The organism is Mycobacterium paragordonae, from assembly GCF_003614435.1.
Taxonomy (GTDB): domain Bacteria; phylum Actinomycetota; class Actinomycetes; order Mycobacteriales; family Mycobacteriaceae; genus Mycobacterium; species Mycobacterium paragordonae.
The window spans coordinates 3,864,665-3,888,394 of sequence record NZ_CP025546.1 but is presented as its reverse complement, the minus strand read 5'-3'; the positions used below and the strand labels follow the sequence as shown (position 1 = coordinate 3,888,394).

The 23,730-nt window shown below is 67.3% G+C and carries 24 protein-coding genes; 18 read left to right on the top strand and 6 right to left on the bottom strand.

From position 1 onward, the window contains the following. Position 1: 1 nt before the first annotated feature. The 3 genes from C0J29_RS17710 to C0J29_RS17700 are packed head-to-tail and all read right to left on the bottom strand — an operon-like array spanning position 2 to position 2,387. Entirely contained in the window at positions 2 to 1,087 is a 1,086-nt protein-coding gene (locus tag C0J29_RS17710) for a quinone-dependent dihydroorotate dehydrogenase (RefSeq protein WP_120794802.1), read from the bottom strand. A 5-nt stretch (positions 1,088 to 1,092) separates the two neighbouring features. Continuing rightward, positions 1,093 to 1,299 (bottom strand): DUF5703 family protein, encoded by a 207-nt coding sequence (locus C0J29_RS17705; protein ID WP_065162776.1) that lies wholly within the window; start codon positions 1,297 to 1,299, stop codon positions 1,093 to 1,095. Positions 1,300 to 1,352: 53 nt separating this feature from the next. Further along, the gene (locus C0J29_RS17700) at positions 1,353 to 2,387 is read right to left on the bottom strand and encodes a YncE family protein (protein ID WP_370530839.1); all 1,035 of its coding nucleotides are present in this window, start codon (positions 2,385 to 2,387) and stop codon (positions 1,353 to 1,355) included. 110 nt (positions 2,388 to 2,497) lie between these two features. Here C0J29_RS17700 and C0J29_RS17695 point away from each other — a divergent pair, with 110 nt between their 5' ends. The 10 genes from C0J29_RS17695 to C0J29_RS17650 all read left to right on the top strand — a co-directional run bounded on the left by C0J29_RS17695 (position 2,498) and on the right by C0J29_RS17650 (position 11,524). Continuing rightward, positions 2,498 to 2,800 carry a hypothetical protein gene (locus C0J29_RS17695; protein ID WP_162951502.1) on the top strand — a complete coding sequence of 101 codons (303 nt, stop codon included), beginning with the start codon at positions 2,498 to 2,500 and terminating at the stop codon, positions 2,798 to 2,800. Positions 2,801 to 2,868: 68 nt separating this feature from the next. Then, complete coding sequence (locus C0J29_RS17690; protein WP_120793108.1) at positions 2,869 to 3,699, top strand: undecaprenyl-diphosphate phosphatase; 831 nt, start codon at positions 2,869 to 2,871, stop codon at positions 3,697 to 3,699. Continuing rightward, positions 3,696 to 4,397, top strand: coding sequence for a histidine phosphatase family protein (locus C0J29_RS17685; RefSeq protein WP_065162764.1), 702 nt, complete (start codon positions 3,696 to 3,698; stop codon positions 4,395 to 4,397). Before C0J29_RS17690 ends, C0J29_RS17685 begins: the two co-directional genes overlap by 4 nt. Positions 4,398 to 4,529: 132 nt before the next feature. Continuing rightward, a complete protein-coding gene (locus C0J29_RS17680; protein WP_065048537.1) occupies positions 4,530 to 5,117 on the top strand; it encodes a DUF3090 domain-containing protein in 588 nt (195 codons plus the stop codon). Continuing rightward, a complete protein-coding gene (locus tag C0J29_RS17675) occupies positions 5,101 to 5,916 on the top strand; it encodes an SCO1664 family protein (protein WP_120793107.1) in 816 nt (271 codons plus the stop codon). The genes C0J29_RS17680 and C0J29_RS17675 overlap by 17 nt, the downstream gene beginning before the upstream one ends. Positions 5,917 to 5,947: 31 nt before the next feature. Then, on the top strand, positions 5,948 to 6,769 hold the full coding sequence (locus tag C0J29_RS17670; RefSeq protein ID WP_120794801.1) for a 3'(2'),5'-bisphosphate nucleotidase CysQ: 822 nt from the start codon (positions 5,948 to 5,950) through the stop codon (positions 6,767 to 6,769). A gap of 216 nt (positions 6,770 to 6,985) precedes the next feature. After that, entirely contained in the window at positions 6,986 to 8,221 is a 1,236-nt protein-coding gene (gene mshC, locus C0J29_RS17665) for a cysteine--1-D-myo-inosityl 2-amino-2-deoxy-alpha-D-glucopyranoside ligase (protein ID WP_120793106.1), read from the top strand. Between the two features lie 24 nt (positions 8,222 to 8,245). After that, positions 8,246 to 9,124 carry an SDR family oxidoreductase gene (locus C0J29_RS17660; protein WP_065048543.1) on the top strand — a complete coding sequence of 293 codons (879 nt, stop codon included), beginning with the start codon at positions 8,246 to 8,248 and terminating at the stop codon, positions 9,122 to 9,124. An 8-nt stretch (positions 9,125 to 9,132) separates the two neighbouring features. Next, the gene (locus tag C0J29_RS17655) at positions 9,133 to 10,347 is read left to right on the top strand and encodes an FAD-dependent monooxygenase (protein WP_120793105.1); all 1,215 of its coding nucleotides are present in this window, start codon (positions 9,133 to 9,135) and stop codon (positions 10,345 to 10,347) included. Positions 10,348 to 10,441: 94 nt separating this feature from the next. Continuing rightward, positions 10,442 to 11,524, top strand: a complete 1,083-nt coding sequence (locus tag C0J29_RS17650; protein ID WP_425272096.1) for an IS110 family RNA-guided transposase — start codon at positions 10,442 to 10,444, stop codon at positions 11,522 to 11,524. Here the strand turns inward: C0J29_RS17650 and C0J29_RS33375 are convergent. Then, on the bottom strand, positions 11,502 to 11,642 hold the full coding sequence (locus C0J29_RS33375; RefSeq protein WP_162951401.1) for a hypothetical protein: 141 nt from the start codon (positions 11,640 to 11,642) through the stop codon (positions 11,502 to 11,504). The genes C0J29_RS17650 and C0J29_RS33375 overlap by 23 nt on opposite strands. Positions 11,643 to 12,248: 606 nt before the next feature. Then, complete coding sequence (locus C0J29_RS17645) at positions 12,249 to 13,100, bottom strand: PAC2 family protein (RefSeq protein ID WP_065049926.1); 852 nt, start codon at positions 13,098 to 13,100, stop codon at positions 12,249 to 12,251. Between the two features lie 406 nt (positions 13,101 to 13,506). On the opposite strand from C0J29_RS17645, the gene metH reads away from it, so the two are divergent. From metH to C0J29_RS17605, 8 genes are all read left to right on the top strand, one after another. After that, the gene (metH, locus tag C0J29_RS17640) at positions 13,507 to 17,268 is read left to right on the top strand and encodes a methionine synthase (RefSeq protein ID WP_120793103.1); all 3,762 of its coding nucleotides are present in this window, start codon (positions 13,507 to 13,509) and stop codon (positions 17,266 to 17,268) included. A 40-nt stretch (positions 17,269 to 17,308) separates the two neighbouring features. After that, entirely contained in the window at positions 17,309 to 18,250 is a 942-nt protein-coding gene (locus C0J29_RS17635) for a cytochrome c oxidase assembly protein (protein WP_120794800.1), read from the top strand. A gap of 36 nt (positions 18,251 to 18,286) precedes the next feature. Then, the gene (locus tag C0J29_RS17630) at positions 18,287 to 18,568 is read left to right on the top strand and encodes a phosphoribosyl-ATP diphosphatase (RefSeq protein WP_120793102.1); all 282 of its coding nucleotides are present in this window, start codon (positions 18,287 to 18,289) and stop codon (positions 18,566 to 18,568) included. Positions 18,569 to 18,570: 2 nt separating this feature from the next. Continuing rightward, positions 18,571 to 19,416 carry an ATP phosphoribosyltransferase gene (gene hisG, locus C0J29_RS17625; RefSeq protein WP_120793101.1) on the top strand — a complete coding sequence of 282 codons (846 nt, stop codon included), beginning with the start codon at positions 18,571 to 18,573 and terminating at the stop codon, positions 19,414 to 19,416. Between the two features lie 105 nt (positions 19,417 to 19,521). Then, the gene (locus C0J29_RS17620) at positions 19,522 to 20,004 is read left to right on the top strand and encodes a hypothetical protein (RefSeq protein WP_055579740.1); all 483 of its coding nucleotides are present in this window, start codon (positions 19,522 to 19,524) and stop codon (positions 20,002 to 20,004) included. After that, positions 20,001 to 21,377, top strand: a complete 1,377-nt coding sequence (locus tag C0J29_RS17615) for an FAD-containing oxidoreductase (protein ID WP_120793100.1) — start codon at positions 20,001 to 20,003, stop codon at positions 21,375 to 21,377. Before C0J29_RS17620 ends, C0J29_RS17615 begins: the two co-directional genes overlap by 4 nt. A 167-nt stretch (positions 21,378 to 21,544) precedes the next feature. Further along, a complete protein-coding gene (locus tag C0J29_RS17610; protein WP_120793099.1) occupies positions 21,545 to 22,093 on the top strand; it encodes a CsbD family protein in 549 nt (182 codons plus the stop codon). 2 nt (positions 22,094 to 22,095) lie between these two features. Continuing rightward, the gene (locus C0J29_RS17605) at positions 22,096 to 22,788 is read left to right on the top strand and encodes an IF2 family translation initiation factor (RefSeq protein WP_242460463.1); all 693 of its coding nucleotides are present in this window, start codon (positions 22,096 to 22,098) and stop codon (positions 22,786 to 22,788) included. Between the two features lie 14 nt (positions 22,789 to 22,802). On the opposite strand, the gene C0J29_RS17600 is transcribed toward C0J29_RS17605, so the two are convergent. Beyond that, positions 22,803 to 23,678 carry a RecB family exonuclease gene (locus C0J29_RS17600; RefSeq protein ID WP_120793098.1) on the bottom strand — a complete coding sequence of 292 codons (876 nt, stop codon included), beginning with the start codon at positions 23,676 to 23,678 and terminating at the stop codon, positions 22,803 to 22,805. Between the last annotated feature and the right edge of the window lie 52 nt (positions 23,679 to 23,730).

The following is a 23,730-nucleotide window of genomic DNA, read 5'->3' as shown; positions in this document are numbered from 1 at the left end:
TTCAACCCGGCGGCCTCTTCCGGTTGCCCACCGCCGAGCCGACGGCTTCGCTCAGCGACGCGAATCGGCCGTCGTGCAAGCGGCGGGCGATGCCGTCGTGAATCTCCTTGGCCCACAAGCCTCCGCCGTAGATGAACCCGGTGTAGCCCTGCAGCAGCGAGGCACCCGCGGTGATGCGTTCCCAGGCATCGTCGGCCGTCTCGATACCGCCGACGCTGATCAGCACCAGACGATCGCCGACCCGGTCGTAGAGCCGCCGCAGTATCTCCACGGCGCGGCGGGCCACCGGTGGCCCGGAGATTCCGCCGGCACCCAGCGCGTCCACACCCGGGGTGCGCAGCCCGTCCCGCGAGATGGTGGTGTTGGTCGCGACGATGCCGGCCAGACCCAGCTCGACGGCCAGGTCAGCGATGTCGTCGACATCCGAATCGGACAGATCCGGGGCGATCTTGACCAATACCGGGGTGCCCGCCGATTCGGCCAGGACGCCCACCAGGATCGGCCGCAGCGATTCGACGGCCTGCAGATCACGCAGTCCGGGAGTGTTCGGCGAGCTGACGTTCACCACAAGATAGGACGCCAGCGGCGCCAATAGTCTTGCGCTCCAACGGTAATCGTCGACAGCTTGCTCAGGCGGGGTCTTCTTGGTCTTACCGATGTTGACACCCAATGGAACGTCGGGCACGTGCTGGGCCAGTCGTGCCGCCAGAGCGCCGGCACCGTGATTGTTGAAGCCCATCCTGTTGAGCAACGCCCGGTCCTCGGGCAGCCGGAACAACCGCGGCGCCGGATTGCCCGGCTGCGCGTAAGCGGTGACGGTGCCGATCTCGGCGTACCCGAAACCCATTGCGCCCCAGACGGACAGCCCGGTCCCGTCTTTGTCGAAGCCGGCCGCCAGCCCGAGCGGCCCCGGAAAGCGCACACCGAACACGGTGCTGGCCAGCACCGGGTCGGTGGGCCCGAGCCATCGGCCCAGCCGCCGGCGCACCGGACCCGGCGCCGTGACGCCGCGCAATCCCGCGAACACCGCAGTGTGGACGCGCTCGGCCGGCACCGTGAACAACAGGCCGCGCAGCAGCCCGTACATCGAGGTCACGATTCCGACTGTTCAGGCAACCGGTTATCCAGGCGAGTCTTTTTGCGGCGCAACAAGACTCGTCTACTGCCATCGGTGTAAAGCCGCACTCTGGTCAGCTCCCAGCCGCGGTACTCGGCCTCGATGGACAGCCGGGTGGACGCGCTGAGCCGCGTTACATCCGGCGGCAGCCGCAAGGGCGCCCACTCGTACTCGTCGGACATGTCGGCTTCCCAGCCGGCCGGCAGCCGGCTCCACCGCGGCGCGGGTCCCGGGCTCACGGCTTGCCCCCGGCATGCTCGATGATCTGCACCCCCGCGCCCGACCCCGACACCACGTACAAGGTGTCTGAGGCCTCGTCGAAGGCCAGCGAGTTCGGTTGCTGCACGGTTGGGTAACGCACCTTTTCCACGGGTATTCCGGTGCTCAGATCGTAACCAATGACGGTGTTGGATGCCGTCTGGGACACCCACGCCAGTGCGCCGGACCCGGTCAGGCCGTACGGGGACTGCCGCACCGGGAAGGCCTGGCGCAGGATCAGCGGGTCGACCCCGTACACCAGCAGCTGGCCCCCGCGCGTATCGGCGACCAGCACCCTGCCCTGCGGATCGGCGGCCAGCGTGGTGGCACCTTCGCCGGCCCGCAGCGACTGCGCGGCGCGGCCGTCGGCGCCGATAGTGGTCACCGAAGTCTGGCCGCGATCCAGTACCACCGTCGTGTTCCCTTGGGCGGCAAGGGCATCCACGCGCGCAAAGATCTTGTTGCGGTTGGCCACCGTGCCGTCGGGGGCGAGCGCATACACCGCACCGTCCGCGCTGCCCAGCATGAGTCTGCCGTCGGCGCGGCGGGCGATGGCGGTGAACTCCTGACCGCCCGCGACCGTCGTCCGGACGCTCTGGCCGGTAGCCAGGTTCACCGTGAGGTAACCGTCACGTGCCGCCAGATAGACCGTGCCCTGCCCGTCGCCGGTCACGGCGGTGGCGGGCCCCGGCAGGGTGATCGCGCGCGCAGCACCCTGCGCGCCGAGCACAGCGATGCTGGCCGGTGCCGCGGCATTGACGCCGGGAGACAGCACCACCAGTTGTCGGGAGCCGGCGTCGAACAACGCGCTCTGCGGGTGACCCTCCAGGGGCCGCACCACGCCGGCAGGGTTCTGGGCAGGCGGAGAAACGGCCGGTTGCGCGGGTTCGATGGTCGGTGGCCCGGAGTCGAGGGGATTCGATGAACACCCCGAACCGAGCCCAGCCAGAGTGAGCAAACTCACAAATACAACAATCCGCTGATACAAGCGATTTCTCCGCCTCGTCAGCAATCCATATCTCCCAAGTCTAGCGAGCGCATACCAAATTCTAAGGACCGTTATCGCGCTCAATATCGCCATGTTCGACGTGTAAACCGGTGCAGCGGAGGTATTCTCACCGCATGACCGTCACCGCTGACCGGCATACCGCAGACCAGGAGTTTGCTGTTGAGGACATGACTCCTGGCATTTTCGCCAGCGGTTATGGACAAGTCGGAGATGGGCGCACTTTTTCCTTTCACATCGAACACCGCTCACTCGTCGTAGAAATTTACCGGCCGCGTCTGGTGGCTCCGGTTCCGCAGGCGGAAGATGTCGTCGCGCGCGCCGTCCGCAGCATTCGCGACATCGACCTCACCGACGAGCGCAGCTTAACCGCTGCCGTGCGCGACTCGGTGGCCCGCGCGGTGCCCGTCTCGCGCTAGCGCGAACGCGGCCCGGCCGCCGTTCGGGCGCACCAGGTACGGTCGTCGTCGTGTCTGCGGTAGCGCCGATGTCCTGGGGGCAAGTCATCGTGTTGTCCGTGGTGCAGGGTCTGACCGAGTTTCTGCCGGTTTCCTCCTCCGGCCATCTGAACATCGTGTCGCGGATTTTCTTCAGCGGCGACGCCGGCGCGTCCTTCACCGCGGTGAGCCAATTGGGCACCGAGGCCGCAGTTCTGGTCTACTTCGCTCGCGACATCGTGCGCATCCTGCGCGCCTGGTTCAACGGGTTGTTCGTCAAGTCCCAACGCGACGCCGACTACCGGCTCGGCTGGTACGTCATCATCGGCACCATCCCGATCTGCGTGCTCGGGCTGCTGTTCAAAGAGGTCATCCGTTCCGAGGTGCGCAACCTGTGGGTGGTGGCCACCGCGATGGTGGCGTTCTCGGCGGTGATCGCGCTGGCCGAGTACGTCGGTCGCCGCAACCGCGACATCGAGCAGTTGAACTGGCGCGACGCCGTCGTCGTCGGCAGCGCCCAGTGCCTGGCCCTGGTGCCCGGGGTGTCGCGCTCGGGCTCGACGATCAGCGCGGGGCTGTTTCTCGGGCTGGACCGCGAGCTGGCCGCCCGCTTCGGCTTCCTGCTGGCCATCCCCGCGGTGTTCGCCTCGGGGTTTTTCTCGCTGCCAGACGCGTTCAAGCCGGTCACCGAAGGGATGAGCGCCACCGGCCCGCAACTGCTGGTCTCCGTTTTGATCGCGTTCGTCATCGGGCTGGCCGCGGTGTCGTGGTTCCTGCGTTTTCTGGTGCGCCACAACATGTTCTGGTTCGTCGGTTACCGGGTGATCGTCGGCAGCGTGGTGCTCGTCCTGCTGGCGACGGGGACGGTCGCCGCCACATGACCGTCCTGCTGCTGCGTCACGGCCGGTCCACGTCCAACACCGCGGGCGTGCTGGCCGGCCGGTCGGAGGGTGTCGACCTCGACGACAAGGGCCGCGAGCAGGCCACCGGCCTGATCGACCGGATCGGTGACCTGCCGATCCGGGCCGTGGTGACCTCCCCGCTGCTGCGGTGCCGCCGGACCGTCGAGCCGCTGGCGCAGGCGCTGTGCCTCGAGCCGGTGGTCGAAGAACAGCTCGCCGAGGTCGACTACGGCGAGTGGACCGGCCGCAAGCTCAGCGAGCTCGTCAACGAGCCCCTCTGGCGGGTGGTGCAGGCGCACCCCAGCGCCGCGGTGTTTCCCGGCGGTGAAGGCCTGGCGCAGGTGCAGGCGCGCGCGGTCGCGGCCATTCGCGAGCACGATCGCCGGCTGAGCGAGCAGCACGGCGGCGACGCGCTGTGGGTGGCCTGCACCCACGGCGACGTGATCAAGTCACTGATCGCCGATGCCTACGGCATGCACCTGGACAGCTTCCAGCGAGTCAACGCCGACCCAGCATCGGTCAGTGTGATCCGCTACACCCCGCTGCGGCCATTTGTGCTGCACGTCAACCACACCGGATCGCGGCTGTCGGCCGGCCTGCGTGCCGTACCCACGCCCGCACCCGAAGCCAAGGAGCAGCCCTCCGGCGACGCGGTGGTCGGCGGGTCGACCGACTAAGGCCTTCGCCGCGAACGTGCACTCCGGCACGCCGACACGCCGAAGCTTCTGTACAACTGCGCACCTTCGCCGCGCGGTCAACGGAGTACGAGTAGTACGCCGGGGGCGCCTGCACGGTATTTTGGAATTGCCATGGCCCGCGCAATCCACGTATTCCGTACACCCGACCGCTTCGTGGCCGGGACCGTCGGGCAGCCCGGAAACCGCACGTTCTACATCCAGGCGGTGCACGACGCCCGAGTCGTCTCGGTGGTTCTGGAGAAGCAGCAGGTCGCGGTCCTCGCCGAACGTATCGGCGCGCTGCTGCTGGAAGTGAACCGCCGATTCGGCACCCCGGTACCGCCCGAGCCCACCGAGGTGGACGACCTCAGCCCGCTGGTCATGCCCGTCGACGCCGAATTCCGGGTCGGGACAATGGGGCTCGGTTGGGATTCCGAGGCCCAGACCGTGGTCGTGGAACTGCTGGCGGTCACCGACGCGGAGTTCGACGCCTCGGTGGTGCTCGACGACACCGACGAGGGGCCCGACGCGGTGCGCGTATTCCTGACCCCGGAGTCGGCGCGGCAGTTCGCCACCCGGTCCTCCCGTGTCATCTCGGCCGGCCGCCCGCCGTGCCCGTTATGCGAGGAACCGCTGGACCCCGAGGGCCACATCTGCGCACGCACCAACGGCTACCGGCGCGAGGCGCTCTTCGGGTCCAGCGATGACGCCGAGGAATGACCAGCACGAGGCGCTGCGCGACGGCGAGCTGACTGTCCTGGGCCGAATCCGTTCGGCGAGCAACGCCACCTTCTTGTGCGAGGCAGCGCTGGGCTCACAGAGCGTCCACTGTGTCTACAAACCCGTCTCCGGTGAGCAGCCGTTGTGGGACTTCCCCGACGGTACGCTGGCCGGCCGGGAACTCGCGGCGTATCTGGTGTCGCGGCAGCTGGGCTGGAATATTGTGCCGCACACCATCATTCGCGATGGACCGGCGGGCCCGGGCATGCTGCAGCTGTGGGTGCAGCAACCGGGTGACGCCGCCGACTCCGACCCGCGGCCGGGCCCCGACCTGGTCGATCTGTTCCCCACCGGAAAGCCCCAACCCGGCTATCTGCCGGTCCTGCGCGCCTACGACTACGCCGGTGACGAGGTCGTCCTGATGCACGCCGACGACAGCCGGCTGCGCCGGATGGCGGTGTTCGACATCCTCGTCAACAACGCCGACCGCAAGGGTGGCCACATCCTCTACGGCCTGGACGGCAACGTCTACGGGGTCGATCACGGGGTCAGCCTGCACGTCCAGGACAAACTGCGCACCGTGCTGTGGGGGTGGGCCGGCAAGCCGATCGACGACTCCACCATGGAGCCGGTGGCTGATCTGGCCGGTGCCTTGCGCGGCCCGCTGGCCGCCGAGCTCAGGGACCTGATCACCCGCGCGGAAATCGCGGCGCTCAGACGCCGCACCGAGGCGTTGCTCGACGACCCGGTGATGCCCGGACCCAACCGCCATCGCCCCATTCCCTGGCCGGCGTTCTGAGCCGGTGTCGGCCGTCGGCGATACTGGGGCGGTGAACCCGGCCGCGCGTGACCTGACCGATGCCGCGCTGGCCGCCGATCTCGCCGCCGAGGCGGGGGAGTTGCTGCTCGAGGTGCGCGACGAGGTCGGCTTCGACTACCCGTGGGAATTGGGCGACGCCGGCGACCGTCTGGCGAATGCGCTGATCCTGCGCCGACTGCGGGCCGAGCGGCCCGGCGACGCGGTGCTCAGCGAGGAGGCTCACGACGATCTGGTCCGGCTCAAGTCCGACCGGGTGTGGATCGTCGACCCGCTGGACGGCACCCGCGAATTCTCCACCCGCGGGCGTGACGACTGGGCGGTGCACATCGCGCTGTGGCAGCGTCCTGTTGGGGGTTCGACGGCGGGTGCTGCCAACGGCGCACCCCAGATCACCGACGCGGCGGTGTCACTGCCGGCCCGCGGCAACATCGTCTACCGCAGCGACACCGTCACGGACTTGGTGGATCAGGCCGTGCCCGCCGGCACCCCCGGCGTCATCAGGATCGCGGTCAGCGCCACCCGGCCCCCGGCGATCCTCTACCGGATCCGGCAGATCCTGGACATCGAGCTGGTGCGCATCGGCTCGGCGGGCGCGAAAGCCATGGCGATCATCGACGGCGTCGCCGATGCCTACCTGCACGCCGGCGGTCAGTGGGAATGGGACTCGGCCGCGCCGGCCGGGGTCATCCAAGCCGCCGGAATGCACGTGTCGCGCCTGGACGGGTCGCCGATGATGTACAACCAGCTCGACCCGTACCTGCCCGACTTCGTGATGTGCCGCGCCGAGCTGGCGCCGATCCTGCTGGACGCCATCCGCCAGTCCTGGTGGTGACCGGGCACATCGGGTGTGCGCCCACGTGCGCATTCGGCTCAGCGGCCGCGGTACCCGCACAGTCGAAGCAGTGGGCGCACGCCCCGCTGCGCGGGGCGCATCGTCACCGGGCCTAAATCGATTGCCCGGCTCGCCCCCTCGCCGCTTCGCGGCTGGGGGGACCCCCACTGCGCCCCGCTGCGCGGGGCGCATCGTCACCGGGCCTAAAGTCGACGCATGCGGTCGTGGTCTTCTCCGCCGGTCCCGGCGTTGCCCGGACGCGGCCCCGAATTGCGGCTGTACGACACCGCTGACCGGCAGATCCGTCCCGTCACCCCCGGTGACAAGGCCACCATGTACGTCTGCGGCATCACGCCCTATGACGCCACGCATCTCGGCCACGCCGCCACCTACCTGACCTTCGACCTCATCCACCGCGTGTGGCTGGACCTCGGCCATCAGGTGCACTACGTGCAGAACGTCACCGACGTCGACGACCCGCTGTTCGAGCGCGCCGACCGCGACGGAGTCGACTGGCGCGAGCTGGCCGACCGGGAAGTCGCGCTGTTCCGTGAGGACATGACGGCCCTGCGGGTGCTGCCGCCGCAGGAGTACGTCGGGGCCACCGAGGCGATCCCGGAAGTGGTCGAGCTCGTCGAGAAGATGGTCGCCTCCGGGGCGGCGTACGTCGTCGACGGCGAATACCAGGACGTCTATTACCGGGCCGACGCCACCCTGCAGTTCGGCTACGAATCCGGCTACGACCGCGAAACCATGCTGGACCTGTTCGAACAGCGTGGCGGTGATCCACACCGGCCCGGCAAGACCGACGGGCTCGACGCGCTGCTGTGGCGCGTCAACCGGCCCGGCGAGCCCAGTTGGCCGTCCCCTTTCGGACCGGGCCGCCCCGGCTGGCACGTCGAATGCGCCGCCATCGCGCTCAGCCGGATCGGCAGCGAACTCGACATCCAGGGCGGCGGCAGCGACCTGATCTTCCCGCATCACGAGTTCACCGCCGCGCACGCCGAATGTGTCAGTGGCGAACGCAGATTCGCCCGGCACTACGTGCACGCCGGGATGATCGGCTGGGACGGGCACAAGATGTCCAAGAGCCGGGGCAACCTGGTGCTGGTATCGCAGCTGCGCGCCGAGGGCGTCGACCCGTCGGCGGTGCGGCTGGGCCTGCTCGCCGGGCACTACCGCGCCGACCGCTCCTGGAGCCGGCAGGTGCTCGACGAGGCGCACACCCGCCTACACCGCTGGCGTAGCGCGACCTCGCTGCCTGCCGCGCCCGATGCCGCGGACGTCCTGGCCCGGGTCCGCCGCTATCTGGCCGACGACCTCGATACGCCGAAAGCGATTGCGGCACTGGACGGTTGGTCGATAGACGCGTTGGAATACGGTGGTCACGACCAGGCGGCGCCCGCCTTGGTGGCCACCGCGGTTGACGCACTGCTGGGAGTGGGCCTGTAAGCCTGCGGTGGTACCTTTTGCGCCATGACATCGGTGCAGGACAAGGTCGTTTTCATCACCGGCGCCGGGCGCGGTATCGGCGCCGAGGTCGCCCGCAGGCTGCATAACAAGGGCGCCAAGCTCGTCTTGACCGACCTGGGTGAAGCCGAGCTCAAATCGATCGCGGCCGAACTCGGCGGAGACGGCCGGGTGCTGACCGCGGTCGCCGACGTGCGCGACCTCAAGGCCATGCAGGCAGCGGCCGAGCAGGCCGTGCAGAAATTCGGCGGCATCGACGTGGTGGTCGCCAACGCCGGCATCGCCAGCTACGGCTCCGTGCTCACCGTCGATCCCGAGGCGGTCAAGCGGGTGATCGACGTCAACCTGATGGGTGTCTTCTACACCGTGCGCGCGACGCTGCCCTCGGTCATCGACCGTCGCGGCTACGTGCTGATCGTGTCGTCGCTGGCGGCCTACGCGGCCGCGCCGGGGATGGTGCCCTACGACATGTCCAAGGCCGGCGTCGAACATCTGGCCCACGCGCTGCGGCTGGAGGTGGCGCATCTGGGCGTCAGCGTCGGGTCTGCGCACATGTCCTGGATCGACACCGCGCTGGTGCGCGACACCAAGGGCGATCTGCCGGCATTCGACGAGTTGTTGTCCAAGCTGCCGCCGCCACTGAACAGGACCACCTCGGTCAACAAGTGCGCCGCGGCGTTCGTCAAGGGGATCGAGGGCCGCAAGACCCGGGTGTACTGCCCGAATTGGGTGGCGGCGATGCGCTGGCTCAAGCCGGTGCTCTCGACCCGCATCGGGGAGTCCGCGATCCTCAAGACGGCGGCCGAGATCATGCCGAAGATGGACGCCCAGGTTCTCGCGCTCGGCCGCTCCACCAGCGCATACACCCAAGAGCTGGAGAAGTAGCCGCCGGCGTGAAAGTCGTCGTTTGCGGCGCGGGCATCGCCGGGTTGGCCACCGCGGAGCGCATGTCCTCGCTCGGCGCCGAGGTGGTGCTGCTCGAACGGGCCTCCGGTCCCCGCGCCCATGGCTACCTGATCGACTTCTTCGGCGCCGGCTATGACGCGGCCGAGGCGATCGGCGTGTTGCCGGCCATCCGCGACGCCGGTTACAACTTCGACGAAGCCCGCCTGGTCGACGAGCAGGGCCGCCGCCGCGCCACCTTGTCCTACGTCAAGATCGACCGGGCTCTGCGCGGCCGCCTGGTCAGCGTGCTGCGCCCCGACCTGGAAAAGGTGCTGCGCGACAACCTGCCCGACAACGTCGAACTGCGATACGGAGCCGCGGTCACCGGTGTCGATGACCACGGCGACGGTGTCACGGTCACGCTGGACGGCGGGGAAACGCTGCAGGCCGATTTGCTGGTCGGCGCCGATGGAATCCACTCGACCGTGCGCGCCCTGGTGTTCGGCGACGAAGCGCAGTACCTCCGCTACCTCGGATTCCACACCGCCGCCTTCATTTTCCACGCTCCGGCCATCCGCGAGGCGGCCGGCGACGACGTCGCCCTGACCGACACCATCGACCGCCAGATCGGCTTCTACGGTTTGCGCGACGGGAAGGTTGCCGTCTTCGCCGTGCACCGCGCGCCGGATCGGCAACTCCCGGAGGACACCCGGGCGGCGATACGTGCCGCCTACGCGGACATGGGCTGGCTGGTGCCCGAGGCGCTGCAACTCTGCCCACCCACACCGGAGATCTACTACGACGAGGTTGCCCAGGTCGTCATGCCGCGCTGGCACAAGAACCGGGTGGTGCTGATCGGTGACGCCTGCTCGGCGGTGTCGCTGTTGGCGGGCCAGGGCGCCTCCCTGGCCGTCGGTGCCGCGTACGTCCTTGCCGAGCAGCTGCGCCGGACCTCGTCGATAGAGCGGGCGCTGGACTTCTATGAGCAGCTATGGCGACCGGAGGTGGAGGAGAAGCAGCGGGCGGGCCGCGACGCGGCCAACCGATTCCTGCCGTCGTCGCCCTTCGAGTTGTGGAAACGCCGCACCATGTTGCGGCTGGCATGGCTTCGATCGGTCAACCGGCGCATCACCGCGGCGATGGTGGGCCCGCCGTCGCCGGTGGTCGCCATGTTGCGTACCGGCTCGGAGTCCGACGCAGACCGCGAGGCATCCCCGGGTTAGACGGTATGGGGGCTGGGGCCCCACTCACATGTGAACGTGGGTTGCCGACAGGAAATGGGTCCTGGCGGTAGAGCCACAGATGTGGGAGGCCCCAGTGAAGGTTCAGCGTACGAGTGTTGGTCTGGATGTGCACGCGCGATCGGTGGTGGCGTGTGCTTTGGACGGTGATACCGGTGAGGTTTTCGAGCGCAGGTTGACCCTAGATCGCGGTGAGATCCTCGCGTGGTTGGGTGATCTGCCGGGTCCTGTTGCGGTGACGTATGAGGCGGGCCCGACGGGATTCGGGTTGGCTCGGGCGGTGGATGCGGCGGGCATCGCCTGTGTGGTGGCCGCGCCATCGAAGTTGATCCGCCCGGCTGGCGATCGGGTCAAGACCGATGCCTGTGATGCGGCGCATCTGGCTCGGTTGCTGCATCTGGGTCAGATCACCGAAGTGACGATTCCTAGTGTGGAGCAGGAAGCGGCGCGTGATCTGGTGCGGGCCCGCGAGGACTGCCGCGGGGATCTGATGACTGCACGGCACCGGTTGTCGAAACTCTTGCTGCGCCAGGGCATTGTCTATTCCGGCGGAAAGACCTGGATCCGCGAGCATGAGCGGTGGTTGCGTGCCCAGCGGTTCGACAACCCGGCGCTGCAGCTGAGCTATGACACCGCGTTCGAGGCGATGCTGTCCTGCGTGGACCGTCGTAACCGTCTTGACGAGGCGATCGCGGCGATGGCGAGCGACAGTGAGTTCACCGCGGTCGCACGTCGGCTGGGTTGTATCCGCGGGATCGCAACGTTGACCGGATTCGGGTTGGCTGTCGAGATTGGTGACTGGAATCGTCTGACCGGCCGCAGCATCGGGGCGTATCTGGGGCTGGTGCCCTCGGAGTATTCCTCGGGAGCAACACGTGCCCAAGGTGGGGTAACCAAGACCGGCAACGGCCATGCTCGGCGACTGCTGGTAGAGGCGGCCTGGCATCACCGCACCCCGTATCGGCTCAGCGAAACTCTGCGTCGTCGATGGGAGTTGGCGCCAGCCGCGGCTGTGGCTCGTGGCCAAGCCGCTAATCGGCGCTTACACGACCGCTGGCTGAGGTTCGACGAACGTAAGAAAGGCTCGGTGATCGCCAACGTCGCTGTCGCCCGTGAACTGGCCGGCTGGTGCTGGTCTATGGCGGTCCTTCCGGACTGACCACCCCCATATTGCCCAGATGAGCAACGACGATGTCGGCAAGCGTCTTGGAGTTACCCGCGCCGCCACTATGAGCAGTCTTGTTGTCACACCACAGATCACGCTCGACGTTAGACACGCTGGCCAAACTCCGACTCGAAAGTTCCGTCCTGCGGTAACCAACCCGCGCATATCAGACTGACACGCGTCGATACGACACGCTCGATACCTCAGCGCTCACCTGGCTAACGAAGCGGCGGCCATGACGACGGTTGTGGCCGCCGCTTCACCCTGCCCCCTTGACAAAGGGCCCTACATATCAGCGGCCGGCGAGCGCCGCCGACCGCTCCGAGCGCCGCCGACCGCTCCGAGCCGCCGACCGCTCCGAGCGCCGCCGACTGCTCGACCCCCGCCGCGAGCGACCGCAAAATGCCGCCCGCGACGGCGTGTCGTTGGCAAAATGCGGGCGCTCACTCGGGGGGCCCCGCCGCGAGCGCCCGCAAAATGCCGCCCACAACGGCGTGTCGTTGGCAAAACGCGGGCGTTCACTCGGGGCCCTGAGCGAGCGACCGCAAAATGCCGCCACAACGGCGTGTCGTTGGCAAAACGCGGGCGCTCACTCGGGGCCCCTGAGTGAGCGCCCGCACAATGTCGCCCACCACGGCGTGTTGTTGGCAAAACGCGGGCGCTCGCCCGCGGGGTCCGGCAGGCCAAGGCCGCCAAGGGCTAGAGGCCGCGCCCAGGCTTAAAGCCCGAAGCCCGGCCGGCGGCGCCGCAGGTACCGCTCGAACTCAGCGGCCAGCGCGTCGCCGTCGATCTTGCCCAGCGCCTCGTTGACGTCCACCGCGGCGTCGCCGTGCTGCTCCAGAGACTGCACGTACTCGGCCAGCTCCTCGTCGTCGGCGGCCATCTCTGTGATCTCCTGCTCCCACGCCTCGGCCTGGGCCGGCAGGTCGCCGAGGGGCACCTCAACATCGAGCACTTCCTCGACCCGCCGCAACAGCGCCACCGTCGCCTTCGGGTTGGGCGGGTGCGAGACGTAGTGCGGCACCGCGGCCCAGAACGTCACCGCCGGAATTCCGGCGGCCACACACGCGTACTGGAACACCCCGGCAATGCCCGTCGGCCCCTCGTACCGCGTCTCTTCCAGCCCGAACAGGCGCGCCGAGTCGGACGAGTAGGCCGCGCCCGAGACCGGCACCGGCCGGGTGTGCGGCGTGTCGGCCAGCAGCGCCCCGAGAATGACGACGGTGTCGACGTTGAGCTTGTCGATGACGGCCAGCAGCTCGTCGCAGAAGGTGCGCCAGCGCATGTTCGGCTCGACCCCGTGCATCAACACCACGTCGCGGTCGCTGTCCGGCGGTCGGCAGTGCGAGATCCGCATCGCCGGCCACTCCAGCTCGCGGGTCACGCCGTCGACCTGGCGGATCACCGGGCGATTGACCTGGTAGTCGTAATAGGCCTCGTCGTCGATCTCGACAATCGGCAGCGCATCCCAGATCGCCGCCAGGTGGGTCACCGCGTCACTGGCCGCGTCGCCGGCGTCGTTCCAGCCCTCGAAAGCCGCCACCACGACGGTGTTCTGCAGTTGGGGCATGTCGTCGTCACCCGGCCCGCGATCCGGCAAAGTCACCCAGTAAGCCTACGGCGTGATGAAGCGGCACCAATGCGGGCGTGGCCGTGCCGGAACCGTCACATCGTCGACATGGCCGCAGCGGTCGTGCTTTCGCCCACCGGGCGACCGTGGCGGCAATGTCGCCACGTGCTCCAAGGACGTGAAATAGGTTCGGTTGAAATCTCGTTTACCGTGGTAACTACGAGATTGCCGACAAGATTCGCTGGCTGGCGCCCGAGGACGCCGCGTTCGGCGAGCGGGTCGAGTCGATCTGGGCGTCCAGACGTCGGGTGACGACGTAGACTTTTCTGGTCGAGAGGCGTTGCAACGGTTGTCCGGTTCAACCCGGTGGCCGCCACGCTCGGCAGAGTTAAGGACGCCTTCCGCTATGGAAGGAACGTATGTGAGCGCCTCTGACACCGACACCTTCGTGCCGAACATCCGCCCCGACTGCACCGATGAACTGACGGCCGCGCTGAGCCAGCGGATCATGGTGATCGACGGCGCGATGGGCACCGCGATCCAGCGGGACCGGCCCGACGAGGCCGGTTACCGCGGCGAGCGGTTCAAGGACTGGCCGAGCGACCTGGTGGGCAACAACGACCTGCTCAGCCTGACGCAGCCGCACATCATCGAGGGAATCCACCGCGAGTACCTCGAGGCTGGCGCCGACATCCTGGAGACCAACACCTTCAACGCGAACGCTGTCTCACTCGCCGACTACGAAATGCAGGAGCTGGCCTATGAGCTGAACTACGCCGGCGCCGCGCTGGCCCGCAAGGCCGCCGACGAGTTCAGCACTCCGGAGAAGCCGCGCTACGTGGCCGGTGCCCTCGGTCCGACGACGCGGACAGCGTCGATCTCGCCGGACGTCAACGACCCCGGGGCCCGCAACGTCTCCTACGACCAACTGGTCGCCGCCTACCTCGAAGCCGCCAACGGCCTGGTCGACGGTGGCGCCGACATCATCATCATCGAGACGATTTTCGACTCGCTGAACGCGAAGGCCGCCGTGTTCGCCGTCGAGACGTTGTTCGAGGACCGCGGACGCCGCTGGCCGGTGATCATCTCGGGCACCATCACCGACGCGTCCGGGCGGACGTTGTCCGGTCAGGTCACCGAAGCATTCTGGAACGCGATCAGGCACGCGAAGCCGCTCGCGGTGGGTCTCAACTGCGCGCTGGGCGCGCCCGAGATGAGGCCCTATATCGCCGAGGTGGCCCGCATCGCCGACACCTACGTGTCCTGCTATCCGAATGCCGGCCTGCCCAACGCCTTCGGTGAGTACGACGAGTCCCCGGAGCGCCAGGCCTCCTATATCGCCGAGTTCGCCGATGCCGGCCTGGTCAACCTGGTCGGCGGTTGCTGCGGAACGGCGCCGCCGCACATCGCCGAGATCGCGAAGGTCGTCGAGGGCAAGACTCCGCGCGAGCTGCCGGACATCGAGGTGGCCACTCGCCTGTCGGGTCTGGAACCGCTCAACATCACCGACGAGTCCCTGTTCGTGAACATTGGTGAGCGCACCAACATCACCGGTTCCGCCCGGTTCCGCAACCTGATCAAGGCCGAGGACTACGACACCGCGCTGTCGGTTGCGCTGCAGCAGGTCGAGGTCGGTGCGCAGGTCATCGACATCAACATGGACGAAGGCATGATCGACGGCGTCGCCGCGATGGACCGCTTCACCAAGCTGATCGCGGCCGAGCCCGACATCAGCCGCGTCCCGGTGATGATCGACTCCTCCAAGTGGGAGGTCATCGAAGCGGGCCTGAAGAACGTGCAGGGCAAGCCGATCGTCAACTCCATCTCCATGAAGGAGGGCGAGGAGAAGTTCGTCCGCGAGGCACGGCTGTGCCGCAAGTACGGTGCCGCCGTCGTCGTGATGGCCTTCGACGAACAGGGGCAGGCCGACAACCTGGAGCGTCGCAAGGAGATCTGCGGGCGCGCCTACCGGATCCTGACCGAGGAGGTCGGCTTCCCGGCCGAGGACATCATCTTCGACCCGAACTGCTTCGCGCTGGCGACCGGTATCGAGGAGCACGCGACGTACGGGATCGACTTCATCGAGGCCTGCGCCTGGATCAAGGAGAACCTGCCGGGGGTGCACATCTCCGGCGGTATCTCGAACGTGTCCTTCTCCTTCCGCGGCAACAACCCGGTCCGCGAGGCGATCCACGCGGTCTTCCTGTTCCACGCCATCAAGGCCGGCCTGGACATGGGCATCGTCAACGCCGGTGCGTTGGTCCCCTACGACTCCATCGACGTCGAACTGCGGGACCGCATCGAGGACGTCGTGCTCAACCGCCGCGAGGACGCGGCCGAACGGCTCCTGGAGATCGCCGAGCGGTTCAACAGCAAAGAGAAGGCCGAAGATCCGGTTGCGGCCGAGTGGCGCAACCTGCCGGTCCGGGAGCGGATCACGCACGCCCTCGTCAAAGGCATCGACGCGCACGTCGATGAAGACACCGAGGAACTGCGGGCCGAGATCGCCGCGGCCGGTGGTCGCCCGATCGAGGTGATCGAGGGCCCGCTGATGGACGGCATGAACGTCGTCGGTGACCTCTTCGGCTCGGGCAAGATGTTCCTGCCCCAGGTCGTGAAGTCGGCCCGGGTGATGAAGAAGGCCGTGGCGTATCTGCTGCCGTTCATCGAGGCGGAGAAGGAAGAGTCCGGCGTGTCCTCCAAGGAGACGAACGGGACGATCATCATGGCGACCGTCAAGGGCGACGTCCACGACATCGGCAAGAACATCGTCGGGGTCGTGCTGCAGTGCAACAACTACGAGGTGATCGACCTCGGGGTGATGGTGCCAGCCGAGAAAATCCTGGCTGCGGCAGAAGAATACGACGCCGACATCATCGGATTGTCCGGCCTGATCACCCCGTCGCTGGACGAGATGGTGAACTTCGCCGTCGAGATGGAACGCAAGGGGCTGGAGATTCCGCTGCTGATCGGCGGCGCGACCACCTCGCGCGCTCACACCGCCGTGAAGGTGGCGCCTCGTCGCAGCGGTCCGGTGGTCTGGGTCAAGGACGCGTCCCGTTCGGTGCCGGTCGCTGCCGCGCTGCTCGACGACAGGCAGCGGCCCGGCCTGCTGGAGGCCACCGCCGCCGACTACGCAGCCCTGCGCGAGCGTCACGCCCAGAAGAACGAGCGGCCGATGATGACGCTGGAAAAGGCCCGCGCGAACCGGACGCCGATCGAGTGGGACGGCTACACCCCACCGGTCCCGGCCCAGGGCCTCGGCGTACGCGAATTTCTCGACTACGACATCGCGGAGTTGCGCGAGTACATCGACTGGCAGCCGTTCTTCAACGCCTGGGAGATGAAGGGCCGTTTCCCCGACATCCTCAACAACCCGGCCTCGGGCGAAGCTGCCCGCAAGCTGTACGACGATGCCCAGCAGATGCTGGACACCGTGATCAAGGAGAAGTGGCTGACCGCCAACGGGGTGATCGGGTTCTTCCCTGCGAACGCGGTCGGTGACGACATCGAGGTCTACACCGACGACACCCGCACCGAGGTGCTGACCACGTTGCACAACCTGCGCCAGCAGGGTGAGCACCGGGAGGGCATCCCGAACCGGTCGCTGGGCGACTTCATCGCACCGAAAGACACCGGCCTGGCCGACTACGTCGGCGCCTTCGCCGTCACCTCGGGCCTCGGCAGCCAGGAGAAGATCGCGGAGTTCAAGGCGGCCATCGACGACTACAGCGCGATCCTGCTGGAGTCGATCGCCGACCGGCTGGCGGAGGCCTTTGCGGAACGGATGCACCAACGGGTTCGCAAGGAGTTCTGGGGATTCCAGCCTGACGAGCAGTTGGACAACGAGGAACTCATCGGCGAGAAGTACCGGGGCATCCGCCCGGCCCCCGGCTACCCGGCCTGCCCGGAGCACACCGAGAAGGCGACGCTCTGGAAGTTGATGGACGTCCAGGAACGGACCGGCATCGAGTTGACCGAGTCAATGGCGATGTGGCCCGGTGCCGCCGTCAGCGGCTGGTACTTCTCGCACCCGCAGTCGCAGTACTTCGTGGTCGGCCGGATCGCCCAGGACCAGGTCGCCGATTACGCGAAGCGCAAGGGTTGGACGATGCAGGAAGCCGAACGCTGGCTCGCCCCCAATCTCGGGTACAACCCGGAGGACTGACTCTCCGGGGCCGGGCGCGCCGGCGTCTACGCTGGTGGCCATGCGCGCTGATCCGGCGCCGATGACGGTGTCGAGCTTCGTGCACACCTGGCATGCCGACCCGCTGGCCGCGGTAGCAATCGTGTTGGTGCTCAGCGCATTCGCGTGGTGCTGCCGACGCGCCCGCGACCGTGAACGACCGGTGGAACGGGCGCGGCTGTGGTGTATGGCCATCGGCACGATGCTCTGGCTGTTGAGCACGATGAGTGCCATCGGCAGCTACGCGCAGATCTTGTTCTGGGTACGTGCGCTGCAGGTAGTGACGTTGCTCTATGTGGTCCCGTTGTTCCTGGCGCTGTCCAGACCGGTCACAGTTGTGCAGGATGCGCTGGGCCCTGAAGGCCGTCGACGTGTCGACCGTCTGCTGAACGCTCCACTCACTCGGATACTCGCCCATCCGGCGACCACATCACTGGCCATGCTGGGCACACCGTGGCTGTTGTACCTCACACCGTGGTACACCGCCGGCCTGGAACACGAGTGGATCGCCGCAGTCACCCGTATTGCTCTGGTGTGCATAGGTTTTGGCTATTTTTATGCCCGACTGCAGGCAGACCCGGTGCCGCGTCGGTACCCCCAGCTGTTATCCCTGTTGATCACCGTCGGCGAGGCGATCGGCGATGGAATTCTCGGGCTGGTCATATGGCAGGGACCCCTGATCGCGCCGACGTACTATGCGGCGTTACACCGCACCTGGGGTCCCGATCTGCGGCTGGATCAGACGATCGGCGCCGGGGTTCTGTGGGTCCTTGGCGACGTGGTCGGGGTGCCGTTCGTCCTGTTGTTGATGCGCGCGCTGTCCCGTGACGAGAAGTCACACGCGATGCTGGTCGACGCCGAACTGGACAAGTCCGAAGCACCCGCGGGGGACAGCGCCCCGGCATCGGGTTTGTGGTGGGAGAACGACCCCGAACTGAGCCGGCGCTTCCGCCGGGAGAAGTAGACGGACCAAAACCGCCGTGACGTCGCTGTCGGCCATCTGAAACAATCGCTGGTCGTGAAGACCTTCGAGGAGCTGTTCGCCCAGCTCGGTGAACGTGCCCGCACCCGACCGGCCGGCAGTAATACCGTCGCCGCGTTGGACGCGGGTGTGCACACGCTGGGCAAGAAGATCCTGGAAGAGGCCGGCGAGGTCTGGTTGGCCGCCGAGCACGAACCCGACGACGCACTGGCCGAGGAGATCAGCCAGCTGCTGTATTGGACGCAGGTGCTCATGATCTCGCGCGGGCTGTGTCTCGACGACGTCTACCGGAAGCTGTGAGCATGTTACGAATCGCGGTGCCCAACAAGGGGGCGCTGTCCGAACCGGCCAGCGAGATCCTCTCCGAGGCCGGTTACCGCCGCCGCACCGATCCCAAAGACCTCACCGTCATCGACCCGCTCAACAACGTCGAGTTCTTCTTCCTTCGCCCCAAGGACATCGCCATCTATGTCGGATCCGGAGAGCTCGACTTCGGGATCACCGGGCGAGATCTGGCGCTGGATTCCGATGCACCGGTGCGCGAGCGGCTGGCTCTGGGCTTCGGGTCCTCCAAATTCCGTTATGCCGGACCGGCCGGACGGGAATGGACGGTGCGCGATCTGGCCGGCAAACGGATCGCCACCGCTTATCCCAACTTGGTGCGAAAAGATTTGGCCGCCAACGGAATTGATGCCACGGTGATCAGACTCGACGGCGCGGTGGAAATCTCGGTGCAACTCGGCGTCGCCGACGCCATCGCCGATGTCGTCGGTTCGGGCCGCACCCTGAGCCTGCACAACCTGGTGGCCTTCGGTGAGCCGCTGTGTGATTCGGAGGCGGTGTTGATCGAACGCGCGCAGGAGCAATCCAGCGCGGCCCGTGATCAACTGGTGGCGCGGGTTCAGGGCGTCGTGTTCGGCCAGCAGTACCTGATGCTCGACTACGACTGCCCGCGTTCGGCCCTGGACCAGGCCACCTCGATCACGCCCGGACTCGAGTCGCCGACCATCGCGCCGCTCGCCGATCCGGACTGGGTCGCCGTGCGCGCGCTGGTGCCGCGCCGCGGCGTCAACGGCATCATGGACGAGCTCGCCGCCATCGGGGCCAAGGCGATCCTGGCATCCGACATCAGGTTCTGCCGTTTCTGAACCTGTGCCTTGGCCGCAGCTGTGTTAGCGTCCCGCTGGGACGGCCGCGCGCAAGCTTTCCCGTAATCGTCGCCAGGCTGTACGTCTGTCCCAGGAGGGATCGCTGTGACGCAGGTTCTCGTTCTTCTTCTCGCTCTGTTGATCGGTGTCGTCGCGGGGCTGCGGTCGTTGACCGCGCCCGCGGCGGTCTCCTGGGCGGTCTTTCTCAGCTGGCTCAACTTGCACGGGACATGGGCGTCCTGGGTGGGAAACCTGGTGACGGTGGTGATCCTGAGCCTGCTTGCGGTCGCCGAACTGGTGAACGACAAGCTGCCCAAGACACCGCCGCGCACCGCCCCGCCGGTCTTCGCGGTCCGCCTCATCATGGGCGGGTTCGCCGCAGCGGTCATCGGCACCGCCTGGGGACATAAATGGGCTGCGCTGGGCGCCGGCATCGTCGGCGCGGTACTGGGCACGATCGGCGGGTTCCAGGCCCGCCGTGCGCTGGTCGCCAAGAACGGCGGTCACGACCTGCCGATCGCGCTGCTGGAAGACGCCGTCGCCGTGCTGGGCGCGTTTGCCATCGTCGCCGCGGCAGCCGCACTGTGACGGAACCACTCCGATTCGACGCCATCGTCGTCGGGGCCGGCCAGGCCGGACCGCCGCTTGCGGGCCGCCTGAGCGCGGCCGGGCAACGGGTAGCGGTCATCGAGCGCCAACACGTCGGCGGAACCTGCGTCAACTATGGGTGCATCCCGACCAAGACCCTGGTGGCCAGTGCGCACGCCGCGCACCTGGCGCGTCGGGGCGCCGAGTATGGCGTCGGGACCGGACCGGTCACCGTCGACATGGCGAAAGTCAAGGCCCGCAAAGACGACATCATGCTCAAGGACCGCCACGGCGTCGAAAAGTGGTTGGACGGCATGGACGGCACCACGTTCTTCCGCGGGCACGCCCGCTTCGAGGACCCGCACACCATCAGGGTCGGTGACCAGCTTCTGCACGGTGACCGGATCTTCCTCAACGTCGGTGGACGAGCGGTGATACCGAACATCCCCGGCCTCGCGGATGTCGACTACCTGACCAATGTGACCATCATGGATCTCGACACGGTGCCCGAGCATCTCGTCATCGTGGGCGGAAGCTACATCGCGCTGGAGTTCGCGCAGATGTACCGCCGGTTCGGTGCGCGCGTCACCGTCGTCGAGCGGGGACCTCGGCTCGCCTCACGTGAGGACGAAGACGTCTCGGCCACCATCCGGGAGATCTTGGAAGACGAGGGCATCGACGTGGTCACCGGCGCCGACGATGTGCGAGTCACCAAGGTGGACAATGGTTTTGAGCTCACGCCCGGTTCCGGAGCCGATCCCGTCGCGGGCAGCCACCTGTTGCTGGCGGTCGGGCGTCAGCCCAACACCGACGACCTGGGTCTGGACGCGGCCGGTGTGCAGACCGACGCCCGGGGCTACGTCGTGGTCGACGATCAGCTCAAGACCACTGTCGACCACATCTGGGCGATGGGCGACTGCAACGGCAAAGGCGCCTTCACCCACACCTCCTATAACGATTTCGAGATCGTCGCGGCCAACCTGCTCGATGACGATCCGCGCCGGGTCAGCGACCGCATCACCACCTATGCGCTCTACATCGACCCGCCGCTGGGGCGGGCCGGGATGACGGTCGAGCAAGCCCGCGCCGCAGGCCGCAAGGTGCTGGTGGGCAAGCGGCCGATGACCCGCGTCGGGCGAGCGGTCGAAAAGGGTGAGACACAAGGGTTCATGAAGGTCGTCGTCGACGCGGAGACCGATGAGATCCTGGGTGCCGCCATTTTCGGTGTGGGCGGCGACGAGGCCGTGCACTGCGTTCTGGACGTGATGTCGGCCAAGGCGCCCTACACGACGCTGTCGCGCACCATGCACATTCATCCGACAGTCAGCGAGCTGATTCCCACCGTGCTGCAGGAGATGTCACCACTGGACTGATCTCCATCGCTTGATGGACATCGCCTCGCGGAAACGAAGGACTTTGCGGGGCAATCGAATTAGAATCGAATTAGAAACGCGCCAGAGGTTTCGGCTGCCCCGCGCGTGGAATCACTCTTTGTGACACCAGCAAACGTTAACGGCGAGTTGCCGCAAGGAGATGTTCGATGAGTGAACCAAATCCGGCCAATCAAGCACGAAAGGGCTTGGTGGACTCGGTAAAAGGCAAGGCGAAAGAAGTGGTCGGCGCGATCACGAACAACGATTCGCTGACCGCCGAGGGTCAACTCGAGCAGACCCAGGCAAAGGAACGCAAGGAAGCCAACACCGTTGCGGCGGTCGCCGACGCCGAGGCCGAACAGGCTCGCATTCAGGAGGCCGACGCGAAAACCAAGGCCGCACAGGAGCGCATCGAAGCGAATGTGCAGACCGCATCGGCCAAGAACACCATCGCGGCGCAAGAGGCCGAACAGAAGCGGGCCGCCGATCAGGCTGCCCGGCAGTCTGCCGCCACCCAGCAGACGCAGGCGGAAGTGGATGCCCAGCGCGCAGCCCAGCACGCGAAAGCCGAAGAGCGCGAAGAGATCCGGGACGCAGCCGAAGACGTCGTCGACGCGGCCGCCGAGCATCGCAGCGACGTGCAGGTGGCGGCCAACGACCAGTCCGAGGCGGAACGCCTCAGGCGCCATGCCGAGAACGTCTCAGACAACGTCTAGGAGTGGATGAAACCATGACGATTTCAAACGTGCCGTTCGCGGTACTGCGGTTCCAGTACCAGCTCGCGCGCTATCCGCTGCAATTCGTCGAGGACCGGTTCGTCAATCGGATCCGAAGTGAGGCGCCCGCGCGCCTCTTCTATGAGCGCGCGCTGGGGATGCTCGACAGCACCGTCGGCAACGCGCTGCGCGACCCGGAACTGGTCCGGCGCGGCGCCGCGCTCGTGGAGCGCACCGACACGCTGGGGCGGGCCGCGGCCCTCGACGCGCGGGCAACCACTCGCAAGCAGCAGGCGGACGCCAAACTCGACGAAGCCCGCCAGCAAGCGGTCGAGGATCAGAAAGAAGCGCGCGCCGCTACCGCGCAGCAGATCGACGAGGCCCGCAGCGCCGCCGAGGAGCGCAAGCGCGAAGCAACGCAGTCGGCTCGTCAACGCAGTGAGTCGGCCAAGAAGCGCGTTGAATCGGTCGCCGACAACCGCAAGCAGGCCGCGGAGTCGGCCAGGGATCGGGTGGCGGAGCGAACTAAAGCCGTGGAGAAGGTCGCCTCGCGGGCAGCCGAAAACAAGCTGGCGGACGCGAGCGAAAAGCGCAGCGAGGCCGCCGCCAAGCGCAGCCAGGCGAATCGAGTCGAGGACCTGGCGGACGCCGAGAAGAAGAAGCGACAGGCCGAGCGCTCGAACGGGTCTTCCTGAGCGGAAACCCCGGCTCAGGCCGCCGGCTCGGTCGGCCGCGGAATGGGCTGGCGCGCGTACTGAGGCCAGCCCGGGTAGGGCGGGGGAGTCCCGCCGAAAGCGGGGCAGTGCGCCTGGTGCGGGCACCAGTCGCACATCCGCGACGGGCTGGGGCGGAAATCACCGGTCTGGCCGGCGGTTTCAATCGCGCGCCAGATCGCCTTCAGCGTCTTCTCGAACCGCAGCAGCTCGTCATGGTCCGGCGCATAGTCGAGCATCTGGCCGTCGGCCAGATAAATGAGTCGCAGCCGGGCGGGAAGCACGTCGCGGGAACGCAGTAGCGCCACCGCGTAGAACTTCATCTGGAACATCGCCTTGAACTCAGCCCTGGAATCGAACCCAGCCCGCGCGGCCGGCGGCGCCTTGCCGGTTTTGTAGTCCACCACGCGCAGTTCGCCGGTGACCGCGACGTCGATCCGGTCGATGTAGCCACGCAGCAGCGTCCCGTCGGCGAGTTCCACCTCCACCCGCTGCTCACAACATTGCGGGTCGAACCGCGTCGGGTCTTCCAACCGGTAGTACCCCGACAGCAGGGCACGTGCTTCGCTCAGCAACTCGGTGCGCAGGTCGGGAGGCACGTCCTCGGCCAGACCCGGCTCGGCGGCCACGACCCGGTCCCACGCGCCGTCCAGCAGCGCATAGGCGGCGTCCGGGCCGCGCTCAGGCGCGGGCAGCCCGTACAGCTGCTCGAGGGCGGCATGCACCACCGAGCCGCGCAACTGTGCCGTGGAGGGCGCCTCCGGCAACCGGTCGATGGCCCGGAACCGGTACAGCAGCGGGCACTGCTTGAAGTCGGCGGCCCGCGATGGTGACAGCGCCGGCCTGGGGCGCGTCTCCGGCTGGTCCGTCATATTCGCAGCCTAGGACGGGGCTACGACAAATCACGGTCAACCCCGACCACCA